The 17,083-nt window shown below is 47.4% G+C and carries 18 protein-coding genes; 7 read left to right on the top strand and 11 right to left on the bottom strand.

All coding sequences use genetic code 11. The features are described 5' to 3' along the window. Nucleotides 1–79 precede the first annotated feature (79 nt). Nucleotides 80–649 carry a hypothetical protein gene (locus TW77_RS03470; protein WP_046003573.1) on the top strand — a complete coding sequence of 190 codons (570 nt, stop codon included), beginning with the start codon at nt 80–82 and terminating at the stop codon, nt 647–649. Nucleotides 650–848: 199 nt separating this feature from the next. After that, nucleotides 849–1,505 (top strand): hypothetical protein, encoded by a 657-nt coding sequence (locus TW77_RS03465; protein ID WP_046003572.1) that lies wholly within the window; start codon nt 849–851, stop codon nt 1,503–1,505. 69 nt (nt 1,506–1,574) lie between these two features. Here TW77_RS03465 and TW77_RS03460 read toward each other — a convergent pair whose 3' ends face one another. From TW77_RS03460 to TW77_RS03420, 9 genes are all read right to left on the bottom strand, one after another. Further along, a complete protein-coding gene (locus TW77_RS03460; protein WP_046003571.1) occupies nt 1,575–3,383 on the bottom strand; it encodes a cytochrome c peroxidase in 1,809 nt (602 codons plus the stop codon). 624 nt (nt 3,384–4,007) lie between these two features. Next, nucleotides 4,008–7,520, bottom strand: a complete 3,513-nt coding sequence (locus TW77_RS03455) for a hypothetical protein (protein ID WP_046003570.1) — start codon at nt 7,518–7,520, stop codon at nt 4,008–4,010. 197 nt (nt 7,521–7,717) lie between these two features. Further along, a complete protein-coding gene (locus TW77_RS03450) occupies nt 7,718–8,209 on the bottom strand; it encodes a DUF523 domain-containing protein (protein WP_046003569.1) in 492 nt (163 codons plus the stop codon). Between the two features lie 97 nt (nt 8,210–8,306). After that, nucleotides 8,307–8,606, bottom strand: coding sequence for a DUF3088 family protein (locus TW77_RS03445; RefSeq protein WP_046003697.1), 300 nt, complete (start codon nt 8,604–8,606; stop codon nt 8,307–8,309). Nucleotides 8,607–8,801: 195 nt separating this feature from the next. Then, a complete protein-coding gene (locus tag TW77_RS03440; RefSeq protein WP_046003568.1) occupies nt 8,802–9,443 on the bottom strand; it encodes a twin-arginine translocation signal domain-containing protein in 642 nt (213 codons plus the stop codon). Between the two features lie 253 nt (nt 9,444–9,696). Then, nucleotides 9,697–10,296: a class I SAM-dependent DNA methyltransferase gene (locus TW77_RS03435; protein ID WP_046003567.1), complete on the bottom strand. Its 600-nt coding sequence runs from the start codon at nt 10,294–10,296 to the stop codon at nt 9,697–9,699. Nucleotides 10,297–10,549: 253 nt separating this feature from the next. Then, nucleotides 10,550–11,350, bottom strand: coding sequence for an ABC transporter permease (locus TW77_RS03430; protein ID WP_046003566.1), 801 nt, complete (start codon nt 11,348–11,350; stop codon nt 10,550–10,552). A 116-nt stretch (nt 11,351–11,466) separates the two neighbouring features. After that, entirely contained in the window at nt 11,467–12,504 is a 1,038-nt protein-coding gene (locus tag TW77_RS03425) for an NAD(P)H-dependent flavin oxidoreductase (RefSeq protein ID WP_046003565.1), read from the bottom strand. Nucleotides 12,505–12,598: 94 nt separating this feature from the next. Further along, nucleotides 12,599–13,573: an alpha/beta fold hydrolase gene (locus TW77_RS03420; protein ID WP_046003564.1), complete on the bottom strand. Its 975-nt coding sequence runs from the start codon at nt 13,571–13,573 to the stop codon at nt 12,599–12,601. A 198-nt stretch (nt 13,574–13,771) separates the two neighbouring features. Here TW77_RS03420 and TW77_RS03415 point away from each other — a divergent pair, with 198 nt between their 5' ends. Together TW77_RS03415 and TW77_RS03410 are read left to right on the top strand one after the other, a co-directional pair. Next, complete coding sequence (locus TW77_RS03415) at nt 13,772–13,954, top strand: alternative ribosome-rescue factor A (RefSeq protein ID WP_046003563.1); 183 nt, start codon at nt 13,772–13,774, stop codon at nt 13,952–13,954. 81 nt (nt 13,955–14,035) lie between these two features. Then, nucleotides 14,036–14,410: a PH domain-containing protein gene (locus TW77_RS03410; protein ID WP_046003562.1), complete on the top strand. Its 375-nt coding sequence runs from the start codon at nt 14,036–14,038 to the stop codon at nt 14,408–14,410. Here the strand turns inward: TW77_RS03410 and TW77_RS03405 are convergent. Continuing rightward, nucleotides 14,388–15,086 carry an ArsR/SmtB family transcription factor gene (locus tag TW77_RS03405; RefSeq protein ID WP_046003561.1) on the bottom strand — a complete coding sequence of 233 codons (699 nt, stop codon included), beginning with the start codon at nt 15,084–15,086 and terminating at the stop codon, nt 14,388–14,390. The two genes, TW77_RS03410 and TW77_RS03405, sit on opposite strands and share 23 nt — an antisense overlap. Before the next feature lie 162 nt (nt 15,087–15,248). On the opposite strand from TW77_RS03405, the gene TW77_RS25725 reads away from it, so the two are divergent. From TW77_RS25725 to TW77_RS25385, 3 genes are all read left to right on the top strand, one after another. Beyond that, complete coding sequence (locus TW77_RS25725; RefSeq protein WP_342626722.1) at nt 15,249–15,500, top strand: NIPSNAP family protein; 252 nt, start codon at nt 15,249–15,251, stop codon at nt 15,498–15,500. Further along, nucleotides 15,497–15,817, top strand: a complete 321-nt coding sequence (locus TW77_RS03395) for an antibiotic biosynthesis monooxygenase family protein (RefSeq protein ID WP_046003560.1) — start codon at nt 15,497–15,499, stop codon at nt 15,815–15,817. The genes TW77_RS25725 and TW77_RS03395 overlap by 4 nt, the downstream gene beginning before the upstream one ends. A 141-nt stretch (nt 15,818–15,958) precedes the next feature. Then, the gene (locus TW77_RS25385; protein ID WP_162197941.1) at nt 15,959–16,177 is read left to right on the top strand and encodes a hypothetical protein; all 219 of its coding nucleotides are present in this window, start codon (nt 15,959–15,961) and stop codon (nt 16,175–16,177) included. A gap of 9 nt (nt 16,178–16,186) precedes the next feature. On the opposite strand, the gene TW77_RS24095 is transcribed toward TW77_RS25385, so the two are convergent. Then, nucleotides 16,187–17,077 carry a sterol desaturase family protein gene (locus TW77_RS24095; RefSeq protein ID WP_052713020.1) on the bottom strand — a complete coding sequence of 297 codons (891 nt, stop codon included), beginning with the start codon at nt 17,075–17,077 and terminating at the stop codon, nt 16,187–16,189. Nucleotides 17,078–17,083: the final 6 nt, after the last annotated feature.

Below are 17,083 nucleotides of genomic sequence, written 5' to 3'. Positions count from 1 at the left end.
GTCATTCGCATCTACACTGAGTGCCAGTTGAATAAGCCCCGCATGGTGCGGGATTACTGGAAATAATAAGGAAACAATTATGTCTCAGACAATTCATAACCTGGGTGCCTATGGTTCTGTGGTACTGGCAAAAGATTTCAGCAAAGATTTTATCAATGCGTTTGAGCACATTAATCAGCGCGATGGTGTGAAAATCACGCCACTGGCTGGCCAGTCTCAGGTGGTTAATGGCATTAACTATGCGTTTTACTGCCTGGTTGAGCCGGTTGTTGCACCGGATGTGGCAAAAGTAAACAAGCTAGAGCTTATCGTGATCCATGCGCTGGATGACAAGTACACTGAAAGCTCAGAGCGCGTGTTGAGCCGCCCTGTACTGGTTCCACCTATTGGTTCGTTCGACGGTGTTGCACTGCGTGGTGAGTTCACAGAAGCAGAGCAAGCAGCAGCTGAGCAAATTGAATCGCTGATCGGCGTAGATTATGACATTCTGGCTGCGCAGCAGCAGGTTGTTGCAGGTCTTAACTTTGTATTCTACTCAGTGGTTACCCCTGCGACACGCAATGGTCAGGCATTCTTTGCAGAGATTGAAGCATTCCGCAATCTGGATGGCAGACTGGAAAACTTTAACCTGATCCCGGTTAAGCCATAACCTATCACTGTTTGGCAACGTTGATAACTGGCCGCTCAGCTTTGTCTGCGCGGCCTTTTTGTGTCCTGGCGACAGGGCGTTGTTGCGGATTGCCTCTGCCAGAAAAGCGTCCATCGCTCAGTTATTCAGCCCAACTTGTACCGAGGTGACTTGCGCATTGCTTGCTATACTCAGTGGAAACACAGCAAGGAAACTGACAATGAAAGTGATTCTGCTATTAATCACACTGATATTTACCTGTGTGGCATCAGCCGATGAACAGCAAGCACCGCCGCTGAACCCGGCATACAAGGGCGAGCACGGCATGGTATTGATGAATCGGGGCTCACGGATTTATGCAAGCAACTTTCCTTCGTATGGGTTACCCAACGATATTCATGTTGTATACCGGCTTGAGAACCCGGATGTGGCCTTTCTTAGCCTGATCAGAGATTCAAAACTGATCACCATCAAGCCAGAGCCGTTTAACTTACAACGGCTTGAGCGAGGCGAAGAAGTAACAATAATGGCAGATGTTTATGAAGGCCACTACGCACGTGATGGCAGGCTGGTATATCCGCAGCGGCAACTGGTGCTCAGTGATAAGCTATTTGCCCGCAAGCTCAGTAAACTGGAGCCCGCCTCTCAGTGGCACGAATATGACGTCATTGAAATTAATAAAACGGAGCGCATTTACGTGCACAAGATTCAGCAAAGGCCCAGCTTTAATCATCTGATTTTTGTTGATTTAACCGGAGCCTGCCTGCAAAAATTCCGGGCCTCTAAGCGGGTGCCCAGCGCAGGGGAGCTGGCCTACAAGTTCATTAACTGCGGCACACTGAAACAGCTTTTTTATGATGCTGAGAGTTATATGTAGGCGCTATCGGGTTGAGAAAAAGTATGAATAAAAAGGGCTGCCTGTGCAGCCCTTTTTGGTTGGGTCGAGTTAAAGCGGGTTGCCGTTTTTGTCTGTGGCATCAAACTGATGGCCATCTGGTCCGCCATCGCGTGGTGGAATAAGTACATCAATGGCATTGCTGCCAGCCACCGCATTAGGATCGGTGAGTGAGCGCAAGAAGGTGGCCAGATAGTGTATTTCATCACTGGTGAAGTGTTTGATGATGGCATCATCGCCTCTGTCTGAATTTGCTCTGTTCTCGGCGTTAAGCGCCAGAACAAATTCTTCGCCTCCACCAACAATCTCGCGGCACTGCTCAGTTGTCAGGTGCTGAAATTGTGGTAGCTGGCAGGTTTCAACATTGTGATAAAAGCTTTCCAGGGAACCGGTTACGTCATTGTAGTGTTCGATAACGCGCTCCAGTGTGGCAAACACGCCCTTATCTCCATACGGTGCAGTGATCCCCACATTCAGCAGGCTAGGCATGCGGAACTGGTTTTTGGCATTGCCATCGGCTACCGCATTGGGGCCAATTTGCGGGTAGAGTGGACCTCGGGTTTTTTCCGGGGTAAACATCACACCATCGTGGCAGTTCGCACAGCCGGCTGACGTGTAAAAAAGCAGCGCGCCGCGTTTTTCTGTGTCAGTCATTCGGGTGTTGTCGCCCTGAATATAATTGAAAAACGGGTTGTCGATAAACAGGAATGAGGCCTGATAAGCGGCGAGTGCTCTGGCGATACGTAAGAAGTCAATCTGCTCGTCACCATAGGCCGCAACAAAATGGCTTTTCCACTCATCGGCCAGTCGGGTTGCGATAAATTCACGATAGACTTGTGGGGATTCAAAGCTGGTTGGGTCACCCATTTCAGCGGCTGCGGTGACAGGGAAATGAGCCTGAGCCATTAACAGACGCAAGGGATCTGTATTGGCAACCTGGCTGTTCATCAGTCGGGTTACGTCATCTTCTGGGGTCATAATCGGGGCCGTGGATACCAGGCCTACTTCACTTTCACGGTTGCTCTGACGCAGTTTTACCCTTTGATCCCAGAACATGCTGTTGACCCACAGGGCCGTGTTGCAGATCTGTGGTGAGCTGCGTCCAACAGAAGGGATAGTACTGCCGTCGGTGCGTCCCAGTCCGATGACATCTGGGTTCTCGGCATTGACGCCGATGGATAAAGACAGGCCATCGCTTCCACAACCTTGTGCAGGATGGTGGCAAGAAGCGCAGGAGGTATCATAGTTTTGACTCAGCGCCTTACTAAAGAATAGTCGTTTACCCAGCTCAATCAGTTTCGGGTCTTCCTGTCGACGATAGCGGGCAACATAGGCCTGCATATCTTCCAGCCCCTGCTGCAACTCATAATGTTCAATGACTTTGCCCATGCAGGTATCGAGCTGCTCATCCGTCACGGCATTGAGGTCGTTGGTACCGCACAAATCGACTAAACGAGCAATGCCAATATTAATTACTGAGCCATTGCGCATGCCATCGTTGCTATCACTCGCCAGCGTCGTCACCGTTTCGATGTTTGACGGCTCACTGATGAGCTTGTTTTTATCTTTGCCCTTGGCAAAGGCTTGAACAAAGTAGCTGTATTGAGTACCTGCTATCGCACTGTCGTCCTGGTAAAAGGTGAGTGTGGTGCGGGCGATGCGTTTGCCATCCCGGTAGATACGATAGCCTTTGATATTGCTGGTATCCTGGGGTGCCTGCCAGCTTAGAGCGACTTGATTGCTGCTGTGTACTTTTGCTGTGAACTGTTGTGGGGTGGGGAGCATGTCGGCGTTTGCCTGAACTAACCCTGAGATTAAGCTCAGAGGCAGTAACCATATAGCGAATAACCTTGTTTTCATAGGTAAAATCCTTAACAGCAGGGTCTGGGAGGGTAGCGCCTGCACACTGCTGTTTGTAACGTAACTGAGAGTTTGTATTGCCCGCGCGGCATGTGGCCGGCAAGGTCATTATTGTGTGGAATGAAAAATTGCGATTCCAACATGAGTGTAGAAATGAAATAAGGAAGAAATGTGTATATTTTTTGTTTTTAATAATCCTTTATTCTGTTTTTGTTGTTTTTTCCTAGAGTATTTATTCAGCAGTGGCAAGGTGAAAAGTAAAACCAGATCAGCTTGTTAGCCGGTTTTTTGGTTGTCGAATATTCGCCTTGCGGAATAAGTTCAATGGCTACAGGAGCGCATCGTTAATCAGGAGGTTGGTAAATTACCCATAACGCGGCTTACTGTGGTTTTTTGTGGTATGAGGTTGTAAAAGTAGTGGTTTTCTTGCTCAGAGCGCTTCGCTGCCATCTGCAAATATCCGCGCTAAGTGTTTAATAATGTGACGCCCGGCATTGTGCGACATAAAACAATTTTGCGGATGGCTTCAGAATACCACTGTACGGTAATGAATCGAGGTGGCTGGTTGCGTGTTTACCATTTGGATTACTGGCACACCAAGTGTGCCAGTAACTGTGTTGTAGGTTAGGGATAATAGGCTATTGAACACATGTCGCCAGTACAGGTTACGCCACGGTCGATAATCAATGTAAATAGTTGCTCAATAGTACTGACATCGATGTGTGACAAGGCGTTGTCGTACAAGTAGAGGTAGTTCAACTGACTGTTATTGGTTAAATCGAGAGATGTGATCCGGTTACTCGTCAGATTTAAATCCACTAGTGCATTATTACTCGAAGTGTCCAGCCCTGTTAGTTGGTTGTTTTCGGCCATCAGGGTATGCAATGCAGCACTTTGGGCGATATTAAGCTGAGCGATATTATTCTCTCTCACGTCAACGTAGGTGAGTGCAGTTTGACCTGAGACATCTAACGTACTTAGTTGGTTTTTGTAAACCGACAGGCTTTGTAAGGCCGAGTTGGCTGCCAGATTAAGCCGGGTCAACTGGTTGTAGTTGGCACTCATTGACTCGATTGCCGGATTTGCAGTGGTATCCAGTTGCGTCAGCAGGTTGCCGTCTACTTCCAGGGTAATGAGTGCCGGGGTCGATGAAAGATTAAGTTCTTTCAGCTGATTGTATACTGCCCGCAGCTCCGTGAGTGCATCATGACGGCCCAGCGTCACAGAGGACAATTGGTTGTAGTTTACAAGCACTGAGCTAAGTGCAGGGTTGTTACTCAGGTCTAGTGTTGTGAGTTGGTTTGAACTTGCGCTCAATTCTTCCAGTGCTGATAACTCAGATAAGTCCAGCGATTTGAATTGATTTGAAGTTATGTCTAATTCTTCCAGCTCTGACAGCTTTGATAGCGCCAGCATTGTGAGTTGGTTTGCACTTACATCCAATTTTTGTAGTTTTGAAAGCGCAGATAGATCCAGCTCTTTGAATTGATTGTTGTATATAACGAGGCTTTCGAGCGCCTCGATACCTGACACGTTGAGCGATGTGAGCTGGTTACCGGAGGCGTAAAGCTCAGAAAGCGAGGGTGTGTTTGTAACTGATAGTGTTGTGAGCGAATTGTCTCTCAGATATAGGCCCTGCAATTCGGGTAGATCTGCAATACGTAATGTTGCCAGCTGGTTATTGCTCGCACTCAGCGTATTCAGCCTGGGATTGTTAGTAATGTCCAGCTGGGTGAGTTGATTATCAGATAAATAGGCGAATTCTAATAGTGCATTGGCAGATAAATCGATGTTGCTCAGTGGGGTTAGGCTGACTTCCAGACTGCGCAGCTTGGTATTATGTGAAAGGTCAAGGCTGGTAAGTTGTGCCCACCAGATAGACAGTTCTTCTAATTCAGGTACGCCTGACAGGTTCAAGCTGTGAAGCGGTACATCCTGAAACCATACGTCTATGAGTTTAGGGTTAGTGGACAAATCCAGCGTTGTGATTGGCACTGAGCTCAACCCCAGAAACTCCAGTTGTGGCAATGTGGATAGGGCCAGGTTGTCCAGGTAATAACTGCTTACCCTGAGCTCTTTCAGGTTAGGGGTGATAGAGACATCCAGCTGAGGTAGCTGCTTTGCATACACGGTCAGCTGTTCAAGCTGTGCGTTATTGGACAAGTCGAGCGTGGTGAGCTTGTCACTTTTAACTGATAACTTTTCAAGTAACGGATTATGACTAATATCCAGGCTTTGTATGCTCCATGCATGGGCAAACAGCTCCGTCAGTGAAGTCTGTTTAGAGATATCCAGAGTATCGAGTTGTGAGTCATATATTTTCAGTGTTTGCAGTGCCGTGTTGTTACTGACGTCCAGTGCTATGAGGGTGTTGCTTTCGATTGCAAAGTGAGTCAGCGCGGTGTTTTTTGACACATCCAGGTTCTGCAAACTATCTGCAAATACCTCGAGCTCTTTTAGGCCCGTATTTTGTTTTACTGTGATGCTTGTCAGCTGGGTACCCGACACAGATAGCTTTGTCAGTGCAGTAAGGTTTGAAAAGTCCAGTTGGGTAAAGCCATTACCAGAAACTGACAGTTCACTCAGTGCATCATTCACCGGAAAGCTCAGTTGTGTTAGCTGATTGTTTGACAGGTGAAGTGCGCCAAGCATGGGGTTGTGTGAGATATCTAACTCACTCAGCTGGTTGTTTTGTACATTGAGTTCAACGAGGTTAGATAATCCAGACAAATCCAGGGCGGAGAGTTGATTATAAGCAAGCTGTAAATGGGTCAGAGCCGTATTATTGGACAGATCAATGGTGGTTAATGCATTGCCCTGTAGGTTAAGTGATTGTAATTTCGGATTATTATTCAAATTAATGTGTGTTAGTGCACTGTCGCTAATGGTTAGTGAGTGTAAAAGCGGGTTATTGTCTAAATTAATCTGTGTTAGTGCATTATCGCTAAGGGTTAGTGAGTGTAAAAGCGAGTTGTTGTTCAAATTAATGCTTTTTAGCGCGTTACCGGCGAGGGTGACGCTTTCCAGCGCGGCATTTTTGCTAAGGTCAATTTCAGTAAGTTGATTATTGGATACCCATAAATAGTTCAGTTGTGTTGCATCAGTGAGATCCAGGCTGGTCAGTGGGACGTTGCTAAGCGTGAGGCTGCTAAGCGCAGGATTGTGCGACAGGTCGAGTTGACTAACTGCCACACTGTCTAGCGACAGATAGTTTAGCTTGGCATGATCAGAGAGATCCAGGGCTGTTAATAACGTATCGCGAAGACTCAAACTCTCAAGGTTTATGTTCGTACTGAGATCGAGATTCGATAGCTCCTGACTGGTTACCGACAGATAGGTTAGGTCCGGATGGTTTGACACATCCAGCGCTTGTAATTGAGAAGAGTGCACTGATAGATCAAAAAGTTTTTTGTTCTTAGAGATATCCAGTATTTTAAGTTGCCCACTGGTTACTCTCAGAGTGCTCAGGGCAAGGTTTTTGGATATATCTAATGACTGAAGTTGACTATCGTTTACGTGCAGGAATCTAAGTTTTGTGTTGTTTGATACATCAAGTGCCTCAAGCATTGGGCCTGTGATTGTTACTACACGCAACTCTAAATTTTCTGAGATATCCAGATTTGTCAAACTGTCGCTAGAAACTTCTAAAGACTGAAGCTTTCTAAAGTGCTTGATGATGTCAGCGTTATTGATAGGCTCTTCGCAGTATAAATGAATCACGTCGTCAATGTACTGGTGCTCATTGTCGCGGGCTAAACATTGCGCGAGTACCGGGTCCATATCCAGCTCGTTGAGTTTGGTGCGGGGTTTAAACTGAATTTCAACAGTACATGCAGCCTGCATGTTTTCAATGATATAGAGGTTGCCATCCAGTGTGCCGCCACATCCTGTGGCTGAGTCTGTGTAATAGCCTTCGTCAGGTTCGAGCACTAAATCGACATAATCACCTTTGCTCACCGATTGTGTCGCGGGAGTGATTGTGCCAGAGCCGCTAACATTGGTAGTCAGAGTAAAGGTTTCTTCTGGTGCAGGGGGAGCTGGTTGGTTTGTGTTATTTGCGTTGTTACTGCCACCACCACACCCACTCAAAATAAGGGAGAGCAAGGCTGCTGCAGGGAAAATACGTCTGTATGTCACTGGGTACTCCAAAGGCTTTTGTTGTTTGATTGCTGCTTCGCAGCTATCCGTAGGGTACTGGCTTGGCAGTATTTTTTACCTATTGTAAGCGTGTCCCTGAAAATAAGATATATTAAATGTAATGATTTTGGGGGCTTGGTTTTGTAATTGTTATTTATTGGGGCTTTTGGTGTTGCGCTACTGTTTGGTTGGCTGCCCTATATACCCTGCATTTGCAGTAAATTTCGCAGTTGAGATATAGCATGCTGGCTGAACACTTTAATTCCGCTGCGCGCCAGTAATGCTGCGGTTACCCCTGCGCCATCGATTTTGACCCCACTGAATGTGCCGTCGTAAATTTGTGTACTGCCGCATGAAGGGCTTCCCTGAGCAAGTACCGCATATTTTATTTGCTGTTGCTGACACAGCAGCAATGCGTTTTCTGCTCCTTTAATAAATGGCGTGGTGACATCGACCCCCGTACTTTCAACGACTCTGGCTGAGCCGTTGAGCACGTCCAGGCCTTGCCCTGCGATGATCTCCGCTGGGGCTCTTGGTGTGGGTAACCCTGCCGATACTTCGGGGCAAAGCACAACCAGCTTCATATTGGATTGCAGCCAATGTAAATCGGATTCGGGGATCGACAAACAACTGGCATTGTAGCGAACTTTGTTGCCAAGCAGGCAGGCGCTAACGAGTACTTTTTCCATCAGGGATCCCTTATAAAACAGTCGCGCAATATATGAGCTTGGCAGGTTTTGCGTATTGCATATAAAAATGTCCGACTGGTCCACGTTTTTAAATGGCTTAGGGGTGTACGCTGGCACCACCAAACTGTTCAGCAAGATAGTTGATTATCTCTATGGGGTCAGTGATTGTATGGTTTTCATCCAAAACCAATACAGGCAGCCACTGCCTCTCTTCACCCAAAATCGCAACAACTTCACTGCGCGGTTTTGGAAAGTCGATACGGTGAATATCGATAGCACTTTTCCAATGCGGATTGGCCGATAGCGCACCTTCTATTAACGCACAATGTGAACAAATCCACATTTTCCCGGGTCCATCCTCGAACGGCATTTTCAGCACAAATAATTTTGCTTTCATTGACTTAAAGCGCATTTACACAATTAATCAGGGAGATAATCCTAACATACTGATAAAATGAAAGCTGCAAAAGCTCTGTACTATTTAGCATAGCTCACGGTTGCTTTGTTTCGCTGTGAGAATTAAGTCAGTGAGCCCACAGATTATGTGGGCTCATCGTTAAGTATAAGAGTGATAGATTGCCCTCAAGCAGGCTCACAGTGGAATTTTTTGTAATATCAGGTTGTACAGGTAGTGATTTTCTCGCTCAGTTCGTCTGACCGTCATCAGCGCCTGCTCTTGTGCGCTTTTACGCATAAACAGCCCATCTTTCTGATTTAATGGATGATCCGGAAAGTACAACTGAGTCAGTAAGGAGTCGTAACCCAGCTTGGATGCTTTCAGGTGAATGTGGGGCGTGCGCTGGCTAGCGGCATTGAGCGGGTAGGCGCCGGGAAATACGGTTTTGAAACGAAATCGCCCTTGTTTACCACTTTGAATTATGGCCCATGCCTGGAAGTGTTCATCGACAGGGGCGTCGCTGGTATCGTGAGGATGATGGTACTTTCCAAAGGCATTGGCCTGCCACAGGTCTAACGTGACATCTTCAACGGTATTTCCTTCATGGTCAAATACTTGTCCGGCTATTTCTATATGCGTTCCCTGGGCCACTCCTGACTTACCGGCCACCCGAGTGAGATCAGCATCTTGGTCTTTTTGTGGGGTAATGGGGTAATAAGGTCCCTCCATTTCTCTGGGAGTCAGTAGCGTTTGTGCTTGTGCAGTGCCTGCAAATGCACCTGCCAGCGTTCCCGCGGCAAGGTTTTTAATAAAGTGACGTCTGGAATTATGTGACATAAAACACCTGGGATTAGTTTGTTATTTACTAATCAGCATAGAGCGCTGAGAACTGAGGTGTCCTATCAAAAAGCTATTTTTTAACTTAAATAGATTTATGCTCGGTTAAAAGCCGTAAATAACAAATTGTAATATATAGTTTTATTTTCTAGCTGCGTCACTTTTACCAATGAATGAATCTGTGAATAAGTTTGGGCTTAGCCTAGGCTAAATGTGCTTCTATGTACTTTTTCGTCCTAAGTTTATGTACATATCAGGCTTTTTCGACGATCAGATAAGTGTGAACCTCTGGATATTGGTCGAACTCTAAATGTCTAATAATACAGCCCATGTCTAAGAGCAATTGTAAGAATCCAGAGACGCCAAGTGACGAATAGTAAACCTCTGGCCCCATAGCAGTATTTGTGTGACAACCGGCTTGTGTTGTGCCACCAAATGAAAATATAAATACACCTCCAGGGTTGAGACTGTTGATGATCTTAGCGAGCACCGGTTTTTGCTCCGACAAAGGTATATGCCAGATGCTGTCCCATGCTGTTATAAAGTCATATTTATCTGGCAACATGTAGGTGCAAATATCACCCTGCAAAAAAGAAATATCAGGATGCTTACGCCTTGCCAGAGCGAGCATCTCTTCTGAAATATCTAAACCAGTTGGCTTAAAGCCTTCATTGACCAGTAACTCGATAAAACGACCTGTACAACCACAGCCAATATCCAGCGCATTGCCGCGATGTTTAACAAAACTAATCGCCCTCTGGTGTTGTGCAATGCCATTGGTCATATCAAACTCCTCACGCTCCCAGAGGTGGGTAATTTGATTGTAGGCTTTTCCTATTTCTTGTGGCTTCATGGCTGGTTTCCTGAAAATAAAACGCCCTAATAAAGAGCGCAAGTTGAGTTGTTTTTGCTTCAGAGAAGCAAAAACAACTAAATGGGTGTCTTCAAATCAACCTAGAAAAAACTATACCAAAGGCTAAAATACCGTCAGGAAGGACGGTTTTCGAACTAGACCAACCGCGGTCTTTAACAGAAGTAAGAACTCATAATGAGATTTTGCAATTAAGTTGGCAACACTTTAGTGTATCGATAGCGATTTAGCCATGTTAGGTCGTTCCTTGCTCCAGACACCCTGAATTCAGTTTTCCCTGCGGGCTAATCACTCGACGCACGGCAATAAACAAGCATACGGTGATAGACACACTCATCATGACCCAGACGGCTATCATGATCATCACCTGGTATTTGATGGCAACCATGGGGCTGGCGCCGCCGAGGATCTGGCCGGTCATCATGCCAGGTAACGACACCAGGCCGGTGGTGGCCATGGTCGCCAGAATGGGCGCAAGTGCTTTTTGCAGCGCGTTTTGTACAAAGGGTAAAGTGGCATCGCGTACCTGTGCCCCCAGCGACAGTGCGGCTTCATATTCAGGCCAGCGGGTTTTAAAGGCATCGAAGAAGTGTTGCAGGCAAACGATGTTGGCATTGAGGCTGTTGCCTAGCAACATGCCTGCCAGCGGGATCAGGTACTGAGCATGGTAATAGGGCGTTGGCTGGATAATCACCAGGGTGACAAAGCTTAACAGGGGTAAGAGCCCGGCACACAACCCGGTAAACACGGCCACAAAGAGCGGACGCCTGGGCAGGCGGGCTTTACTGAGAATAGCGCTACTGCCGATGAGTAGCATCACCAATAACCAGGCGAGGTTCACCCAGAGATTATTGAGGGTAAACAGATATTCCAGATACAGGCCGACCAGTAATAACTGTACGACCATGCGGATCAGCCCAATCACGGCTTCTTTACCAATATTGAGCTGATACAGCGCGTTGATAGCAAAGGGCAGCAGCAGGGTCAGGCTAAACAAGCCCAGCTGCCACCACTGGATGTCGATTACCTGTTGCATCTCGGTGCCTGGTTTATATAAGTGTTTTAATTACAGTCGATTATTACACAGACAGCCATTTAAAATCACCCTGTGACTTTGCTTGCTAAAACCACGATACGCGCAGTTATTGCAAATCATTCTGCCAGTAGCTTGCTTACCCGGGCGTGCTCGGCTTTCGCTTCAGCCATGATTCGGTCGATCAAGACCTCTACGGGTTCGATGTCGCGGATCATCCCCTGTGACTGGCCAATAAACTGGACGCCGTGTTCCAGGTCGCCTCTGATGGTGGCGGCTTCCAGTTTTTCGGTAGCGGCGCCAAAGAGGGTCAGCATACGGATTTTGTCGAACTGAGCCAGTAAGCCCAGCAGTAATTTCCACAGCGGCATATCGACCATTTTTGAAGCTTTAAAGGACTTAAAAACGGCCACGATGGGATTCATCGGGCGGCGGGTGGCTTTCTCTGCCATCGGAGTCTTCATTACCCGAGCGTAGAGGCCATCGAAGTTCTTAGAATAAATGGTGTCGGCGACCTTTTTATCGACCACCGCCTGCTTTACATTCTGGTGGACCGGGCTTTGTGTGCTGGTTGCCAGACGAGAGCCCATGGCAACGGCATCGGCCCCCAGCGCCAGTGCCGCCAGCAGGCCTTTGCCATCGGAAAATCCACCTGCCGCAATCACTGGAATGTCGACCAGCTCAACAATGTTGGGCACTAAGCACAGGGATGTGACCTCTCCGCCATGTGCGGCGGCTTCGTGGCCGGTCACCAGCAGGGCATCAGCGCCACTTTTTTGCGCGGCCAGCGCATGTTTTTCGGTCACGACTGTGGCGATGGTTTTGCCGCCGTAACGTTTTACGCCTTCCACTATCCAGTCGCCTTTACCCAGCGAAAAGTTAATCACTGGCACTTGCTCAGCCAGCGCGACTTTGGCGTTTTCTTTTGCGCCAGGCATCAGCAGGGTGATCCCAACGCCAAAGGGCTTGTCGGTGAGGGTGCGAATTTTGGCTATGGCCTGACGGGTTTGTTCCTGCGTTAACGGTCCGGTGGCTAAGATCCCCAGGCCGCCGGCATTGGATACCGCTGCAACCAGTTCAGGAACTGAGATCCAGCTCATGCCGGGTAAAATGATGGGTTTTTCTATGCCCAGTAAGTCGGTAATAGGTGTTTTCATGTTGATGATTTTAACTGGTCTGATGTGTTGTAAGCATACCGGGAAAATCGCTCAGAAGAAAAGTGAATATTGCACCAAAGCGCACATTCAATGGTTAGGGCGTTTTCTCTTGCACGGATAGTTGTACATCTTTTTGTGTATCGGCTTTTTTCTTACGCTTCTTTTTTAGTCGTTTGAGTTCGGCCTTTTTTACGTGTTTGGCAATCCACTTGGCCATTTTGCCCATCAGTATGGGCGGAAAGTCGTGCCCCAGGCCCTCTACCACTTTTAGCCGTGCCTTGCGGATCTCGGCGGCGGTTTGCTCACCTGCTGTAAGCGGAAAAATCGGGTCGTGGGTGCCGTGGATCACTAAGGTTGGCGCCTTGATCCGGGTTAACAGGTGGCGTCGGTCGCCGCTCGCGGTGATGGCGGCCAGCTGGCGTTTAAACCCAGCCGGATTATGGGCCCGGCTGATATGCATGGTGGCCTGCTCTCGCAGAGTGTGTTCGTCTCGCGGATAGGCGGGGCTGCCAATCAGCTGATTAAGTCTGACATTATATGAAATCGCGGCCTGTCGACAGTTATCGCGGGGCGTGATACGTGCCAGTTTGATCAGCACACCCAGGCTTTTTCCTGAAATTAACTGGCTGTTGGAATTAGACATAATCGAGGTCAGGCTGAGCACTTTTTTGCGCTGCTTGGCGGCCAAAGTCTGCGCTATCATGCCACCCATAGACGCGCCAACCAGGTGAGCTTTTTTAATTTTCAGTGCCTTCATCAGTGCCAGTACATCGTCTGCCATATCTTCGAGCGAGTAGGGCGCTTGCATACCAAAGGGGACCTTGCGGCGTAACCAGGTTTTAAACAGGTTAGGGGTGCCGTAGTCGTCCAGATGGCTCGACAAGCCGCTGTCGCGGTTATCGAAGCGGATCACTCTGAAGCCTTTGTCTACCAGACCAAAATACAGCTCATCGGGCCACACCGTCATTTGTGCGCCCAGCCCCATGATCAAAATAATGGCGGGTGCATGTCGGTTACCACAATCCTGATAGCTCAGGGTAATGCCGTTTGAGGTTTTAATGCTGCGCATAGGGTTTTTTAGTGCGACTCTACGGTTAAGAAAAAAGTATAGCGCATAGAGAGTTACAATCTTGAGCTGAAGGCGAAATGAACAAGAAAATTTTTACGAAAAAAGTAAAAAATTGACTTGCGTACGAGGGGGAATACATCAATAATCAGCGCGCCACAACTGGTGGTTATTTAAACTAAATTCAGGAGCAAAAAGAGTATGGCAAGCAAACGCAGCCAGTCCCACGAACATTTACGGGGCGACATAAAAGACAACGCTTTAAAAGCATTGGTAACCAGCCCACTGTTTAGAAGCAAAGTAGAGAAAAGCAAAAAAGGCAAAGGCAGCTACCGTCGTAAGGACAAACACCAGGGCCGAGAGCCTTACCTTATGGCAGCTTAGGCGAGCAATAAGATAAGGCTTTCGACAAACAGCGGTTATATTACTAAGCTTGTGGCTGATTAAATAAAAAGGAGCAACCAGATGGGACTATTAAGTGGGTTACTAGGCAATGCCAGCGAAGTAGACAGCGATGAGCTGGATAAGCTACTCAACGACACCCTGATTGAAGGGGAAAGTGTAGCGCAGGCGTACAAAGTGATCCGGGATATGTTTGTGTTTACGAACAAACGCCTGATCCTGATAGACAAGCAGGGAGTCACCGGCTCGAAAGTCGAAATGCTGAGCATTCCGTACGGTAAAATCACCAAATTTAGCAAAGAGTCGGCGGGTCATTTCGATCTCGACGCGGAGCTGAAAATTTGGATTGGCTCAGAGCCCGAGCCGCTGACCAAAGAGTTTAAAGCGGGCGATAACATCAATCAGGTGTATAAAATCATTTCTCAGTATTGCCTGTAAACGCAATACCATAGGTTTTTGCAAAGAGGTTGCCGCGGGTTTTATCCAGGATAAGTGCCCGGGAGTCCGGTACTCTTTGCAGCCACCCTCGCTCAAGTGCATCATTTAAAATCCAGTGTCCCAGGCTACCTGCCAGATGGTTGCGCCGTTCACTCCAGTCCAGGCACGATTTACAGAGCGGGCGCTTTTTTTTCCTAAGCGTTTGAACGCAGACACCCAGTTGCTCAAAAAAGGCGATCCCCTTTGGAGTCAGCAGGGTTTCAGCTTGTTTGTCTTCTATGTAGTTAGCTTCAGCCAGCGCGTCATAAAGCTGTATACCCAGCTCACCTGCAATATGGTCATAACAGACGCGTGCTTGTCGTAAGTAGGGGTCCGCTGGCCCTGTATGTGTTTTCAGTGTTATTTCACTACTGAGCGTCAGGAGTTGCTCGATTAACCCTGCAACCTTCTGGCTTTTAAGCTGGAAGTATTTGTGCCTGCCTTGTTTTCTGACCGACAGTAGCGAGCCTTCAACCAATTTCGCCAAATGGCTGCTGGCAGTCTGAGCGGTAATATCCGCTTCTAATGACAGCTCCGTTGCTGTCAGCGCTTTACCCGACATGAGAGCGATGAGCATACGGGCTCTGGCGGGCTCGCCAATTAAGCTGGCAATCAGGGTGATGTCGGGTTCGTGCATAGGAATAGTTCGATACAGGCCGAAGCATAGCTATTGGGTGGTCTGTATAGTGCCTAAAAACACTAACGGAGACAATGTACTATGATCACTTGTTTTATCGAATATCAGTTAGACCCGAGCAAACTGGCGCTGTTTGAGCAATATGCCCGCAATTGAGGGGAGATCATCCCAAGGTGTGGAGGAGAGCTGATTGGCTACTTTTTGCCACACGAAGGCACCAATTTTGTGGCTTATGGCTTGATCAATTTTGCCAGCCTGGCCGAATATGAGGCGTATCGGGTTCGGCTCAAGGCAGATCAGCAAGGCCGGGATAATTTTAACTTTGCGCTTAAAGAGCACTTTATTTTGCAGGAAAAACGCAGCTTTTTATCTTGTGTGCCGCAGACGTTTTTGCAGGGAGTGAACGCACAGTGATAGCCGTTATTTTTGAAGTGACCCCGCACAGAGACAAGCGGCAGGTTTATCTGGATGTTGCGGCGGATCTTAAATCCAGGCTACAAGAAATAGACGGATTTATATCCATAGAAAGGTATCAAAGCCTGAGCGACTCCGGTCGGTTACTGTCACTCTCGTTCTGGCGGGATGAGACGGCGGTGCAGCAATGGCGAACGCAGGAAGAACATCGAGCAGCCCAGCAACAGGGGCGGGAGCACATCTTTGAGCATTATCGCATTCGCGTAGCTGCGGTGGCGCGCGATTATGGCAGCCATGACCGGGCGCAGGTGCCTTAGCTAACCGGCTGAGGCAACTTAATCACCATTTTCAACCCAGTAAAGCTTAAAGAGGAAGCCTTACTGGTTAGTCCACATAGAGGCAATAACTTCGGCATAATCATTTTGAACGATGCATAAAATACATTTTAAAAGGAAATAATGATGCAGGTTAAACGCACTGGCTTGACGGTTTTATTGTTAGCGACTATCGGGATAACTTTCTTCGCTGCGAATGACAACAGACTCACCAACAATCAGCAAACGACGGAGGCTAAACCTGCTACTGTGAAAAACGCGATGTCCAATCGCTCTCAAAAATGGGGAGCGGTGATCAAGCCACGGCCCGATACTCAACCTCGTACCGAGAAAGCTAAGTAGCTCAATCAGCTAGCGACAATAAAACTCTCGTATTGTGTGTTGTGTGTTTGCTTTGATGCCAAATACCAGCTTTTCTCTGGCTTGGGGGAAGTAGGCTGAGCGAAAAACAATATCCCAAATTGGAAAAAAATTTGCGTAGTTTTTGTTTACATGATGTTGCGCACAACTATGGTGGACTTGATGATAAGCGGGGCTCACAACCAATTTATTGAGCCCCCATGTCCAGTCCACCCAGACATGTGAATGTGTCAGTAACCCTCCTGCCATTGTAATTATCCAGAAAAATAAATTGACCTCCATAACTGTGATCAAATCATTGATATCTATACCACTATAGAAGCAGGCGACACCCAGTATGTATATTGCGATTGCATTGGCACCATGGTTTATCATTAATGCAACAGGGTGGGAGCGTTGTGTGGTTAGCGGTGTCAGTGTGGTAGCTGAGTGATGATGTTTATGAAAACGCCATAGTAAAGGGATCGTATGCATTGCTCTGTGTACGGTATATTGGACCAGGTCCAAATACAAGGCTACAAATAAGCTAAGCAAGATAGCATTGGATAAACTAAGAGGCTGAGTGCTCTTACTATCAGGAATTTGCATATAATTGCTCAAAGGTACACTGATTTGCGTGGCAAAATAATATAATAAATTTGCACAAGAAAAGACTATCAGGGTGTTGAGTAGCATGACTTTAACATCAAGCCGGGTTGAGTCACTTAACCAGATACGGGCACTGAACAAATACTTTATTTTATTAATTCGAGCATACTTTGCATCCGATAATACGATAAGACTTACCAGCAAAGAGGCAAATAGTGGCTCAGGGTGAAGACTGAAGTCAGATAAAAAGTAATCGATTAGTCCGTTTAAATAGTAGTAAAAAGTTTCAGCCATCGTCCT

This window comes from Pseudoalteromonas rubra, assembly GCF_000967655.1.
In the GTDB taxonomy this organism is placed as follows: Bacteria; Pseudomonadota; Gammaproteobacteria; order Enterobacterales; family Alteromonadaceae; genus Pseudoalteromonas; species Pseudoalteromonas rubra_A.
This window is presented reverse-complemented; position numbering and strand designations above follow the sequence as displayed.

Excerpts from the sequence above, each read along its gene's own strand:
- TW77_RS03450 (WP_046003569.1), bottom strand. The coding sequence starts at position 8,209 with ATGGAAAAAGTACTCGTTAGCGCCTGCCTGCTTGGCAACAAAGTTCGC.
- TW77_RS03420 (WP_046003564.1), bottom strand. The coding sequence starts at position 13,573 with ATGCGCAGCATTAAAACCTCAAACGGCATTACCCTGAGCTATCAGGAT.
- TW77_RS03460 (WP_046003571.1), bottom strand. The coding sequence starts at position 3,383 with ATGAAAACAAGGTTATTCGCTATATGGTTACTGCCTCTGAGCTTAATC.
- TW77_RS03445 (WP_046003697.1), bottom strand. The coding sequence starts at position 8,606 with ATGAAAGCAAAATTATTTGTGCTGAAAATGCCGTTCGAGGATGGACCC.
- TW77_RS25385 (WP_162197941.1), top strand. The coding sequence starts at position 15,959 with ATGATGCAGGTTAAACGCACTGGCTTGACGGTTTTATTGTTAGCGACT.
- TW77_RS03430 (WP_046003566.1), bottom strand. The coding sequence starts at position 11,350 with ATGCAACAGGTAATCGACATCCAGTGGTGGCAGCTGGGCTTGTTTAGC.
- TW77_RS03415 (WP_046003563.1), top strand. The coding sequence starts at position 13,772 with ATGGCAAGCAAACGCAGCCAGTCCCACGAACATTTACGGGGCGACATA.
- TW77_RS03435 (WP_046003567.1), bottom strand. The coding sequence starts at position 10,296 with ATGAAGCCACAAGAAATAGGAAAAGCCTACAATCAAATTACCCACCTC.
- TW77_RS03465 (WP_046003572.1), top strand. The coding sequence starts at position 849 with ATGAAAGTGATTCTGCTATTAATCACACTGATATTTACCTGTGTGGCA.
- TW77_RS03440 (WP_046003568.1), bottom strand. The coding sequence starts at position 9,443 with ATGTCACATAATTCCAGACGTCACTTTATTAAAAACCTTGCCGCGGGA.
- TW77_RS03410 (WP_046003562.1), top strand. The coding sequence starts at position 14,036 with ATGGGACTATTAAGTGGGTTACTAGGCAATGCCAGCGAAGTAGACAGC.
- TW77_RS03470 (WP_046003573.1), top strand. The coding sequence starts at position 80 with ATGTCTCAGACAATTCATAACCTGGGTGCCTATGGTTCTGTGGTACTG.
- TW77_RS03405 (WP_046003561.1), bottom strand. The coding sequence starts at position 15,086 with ATGCACGAACCCGACATCACCCTGATTGCCAGCTTAATTGGCGAGCCC.
- TW77_RS03425 (WP_046003565.1), bottom strand. The coding sequence starts at position 12,504 with ATGAAAACACCTATTACCGACTTACTGGGCATAGAAAAACCCATCATT.
- TW77_RS24095 (WP_052713020.1), bottom strand. The coding sequence starts at position 17,077 with ATGGCTGAAACTTTTTACTACTATTTAAACGGACTAATCGATTACTTT.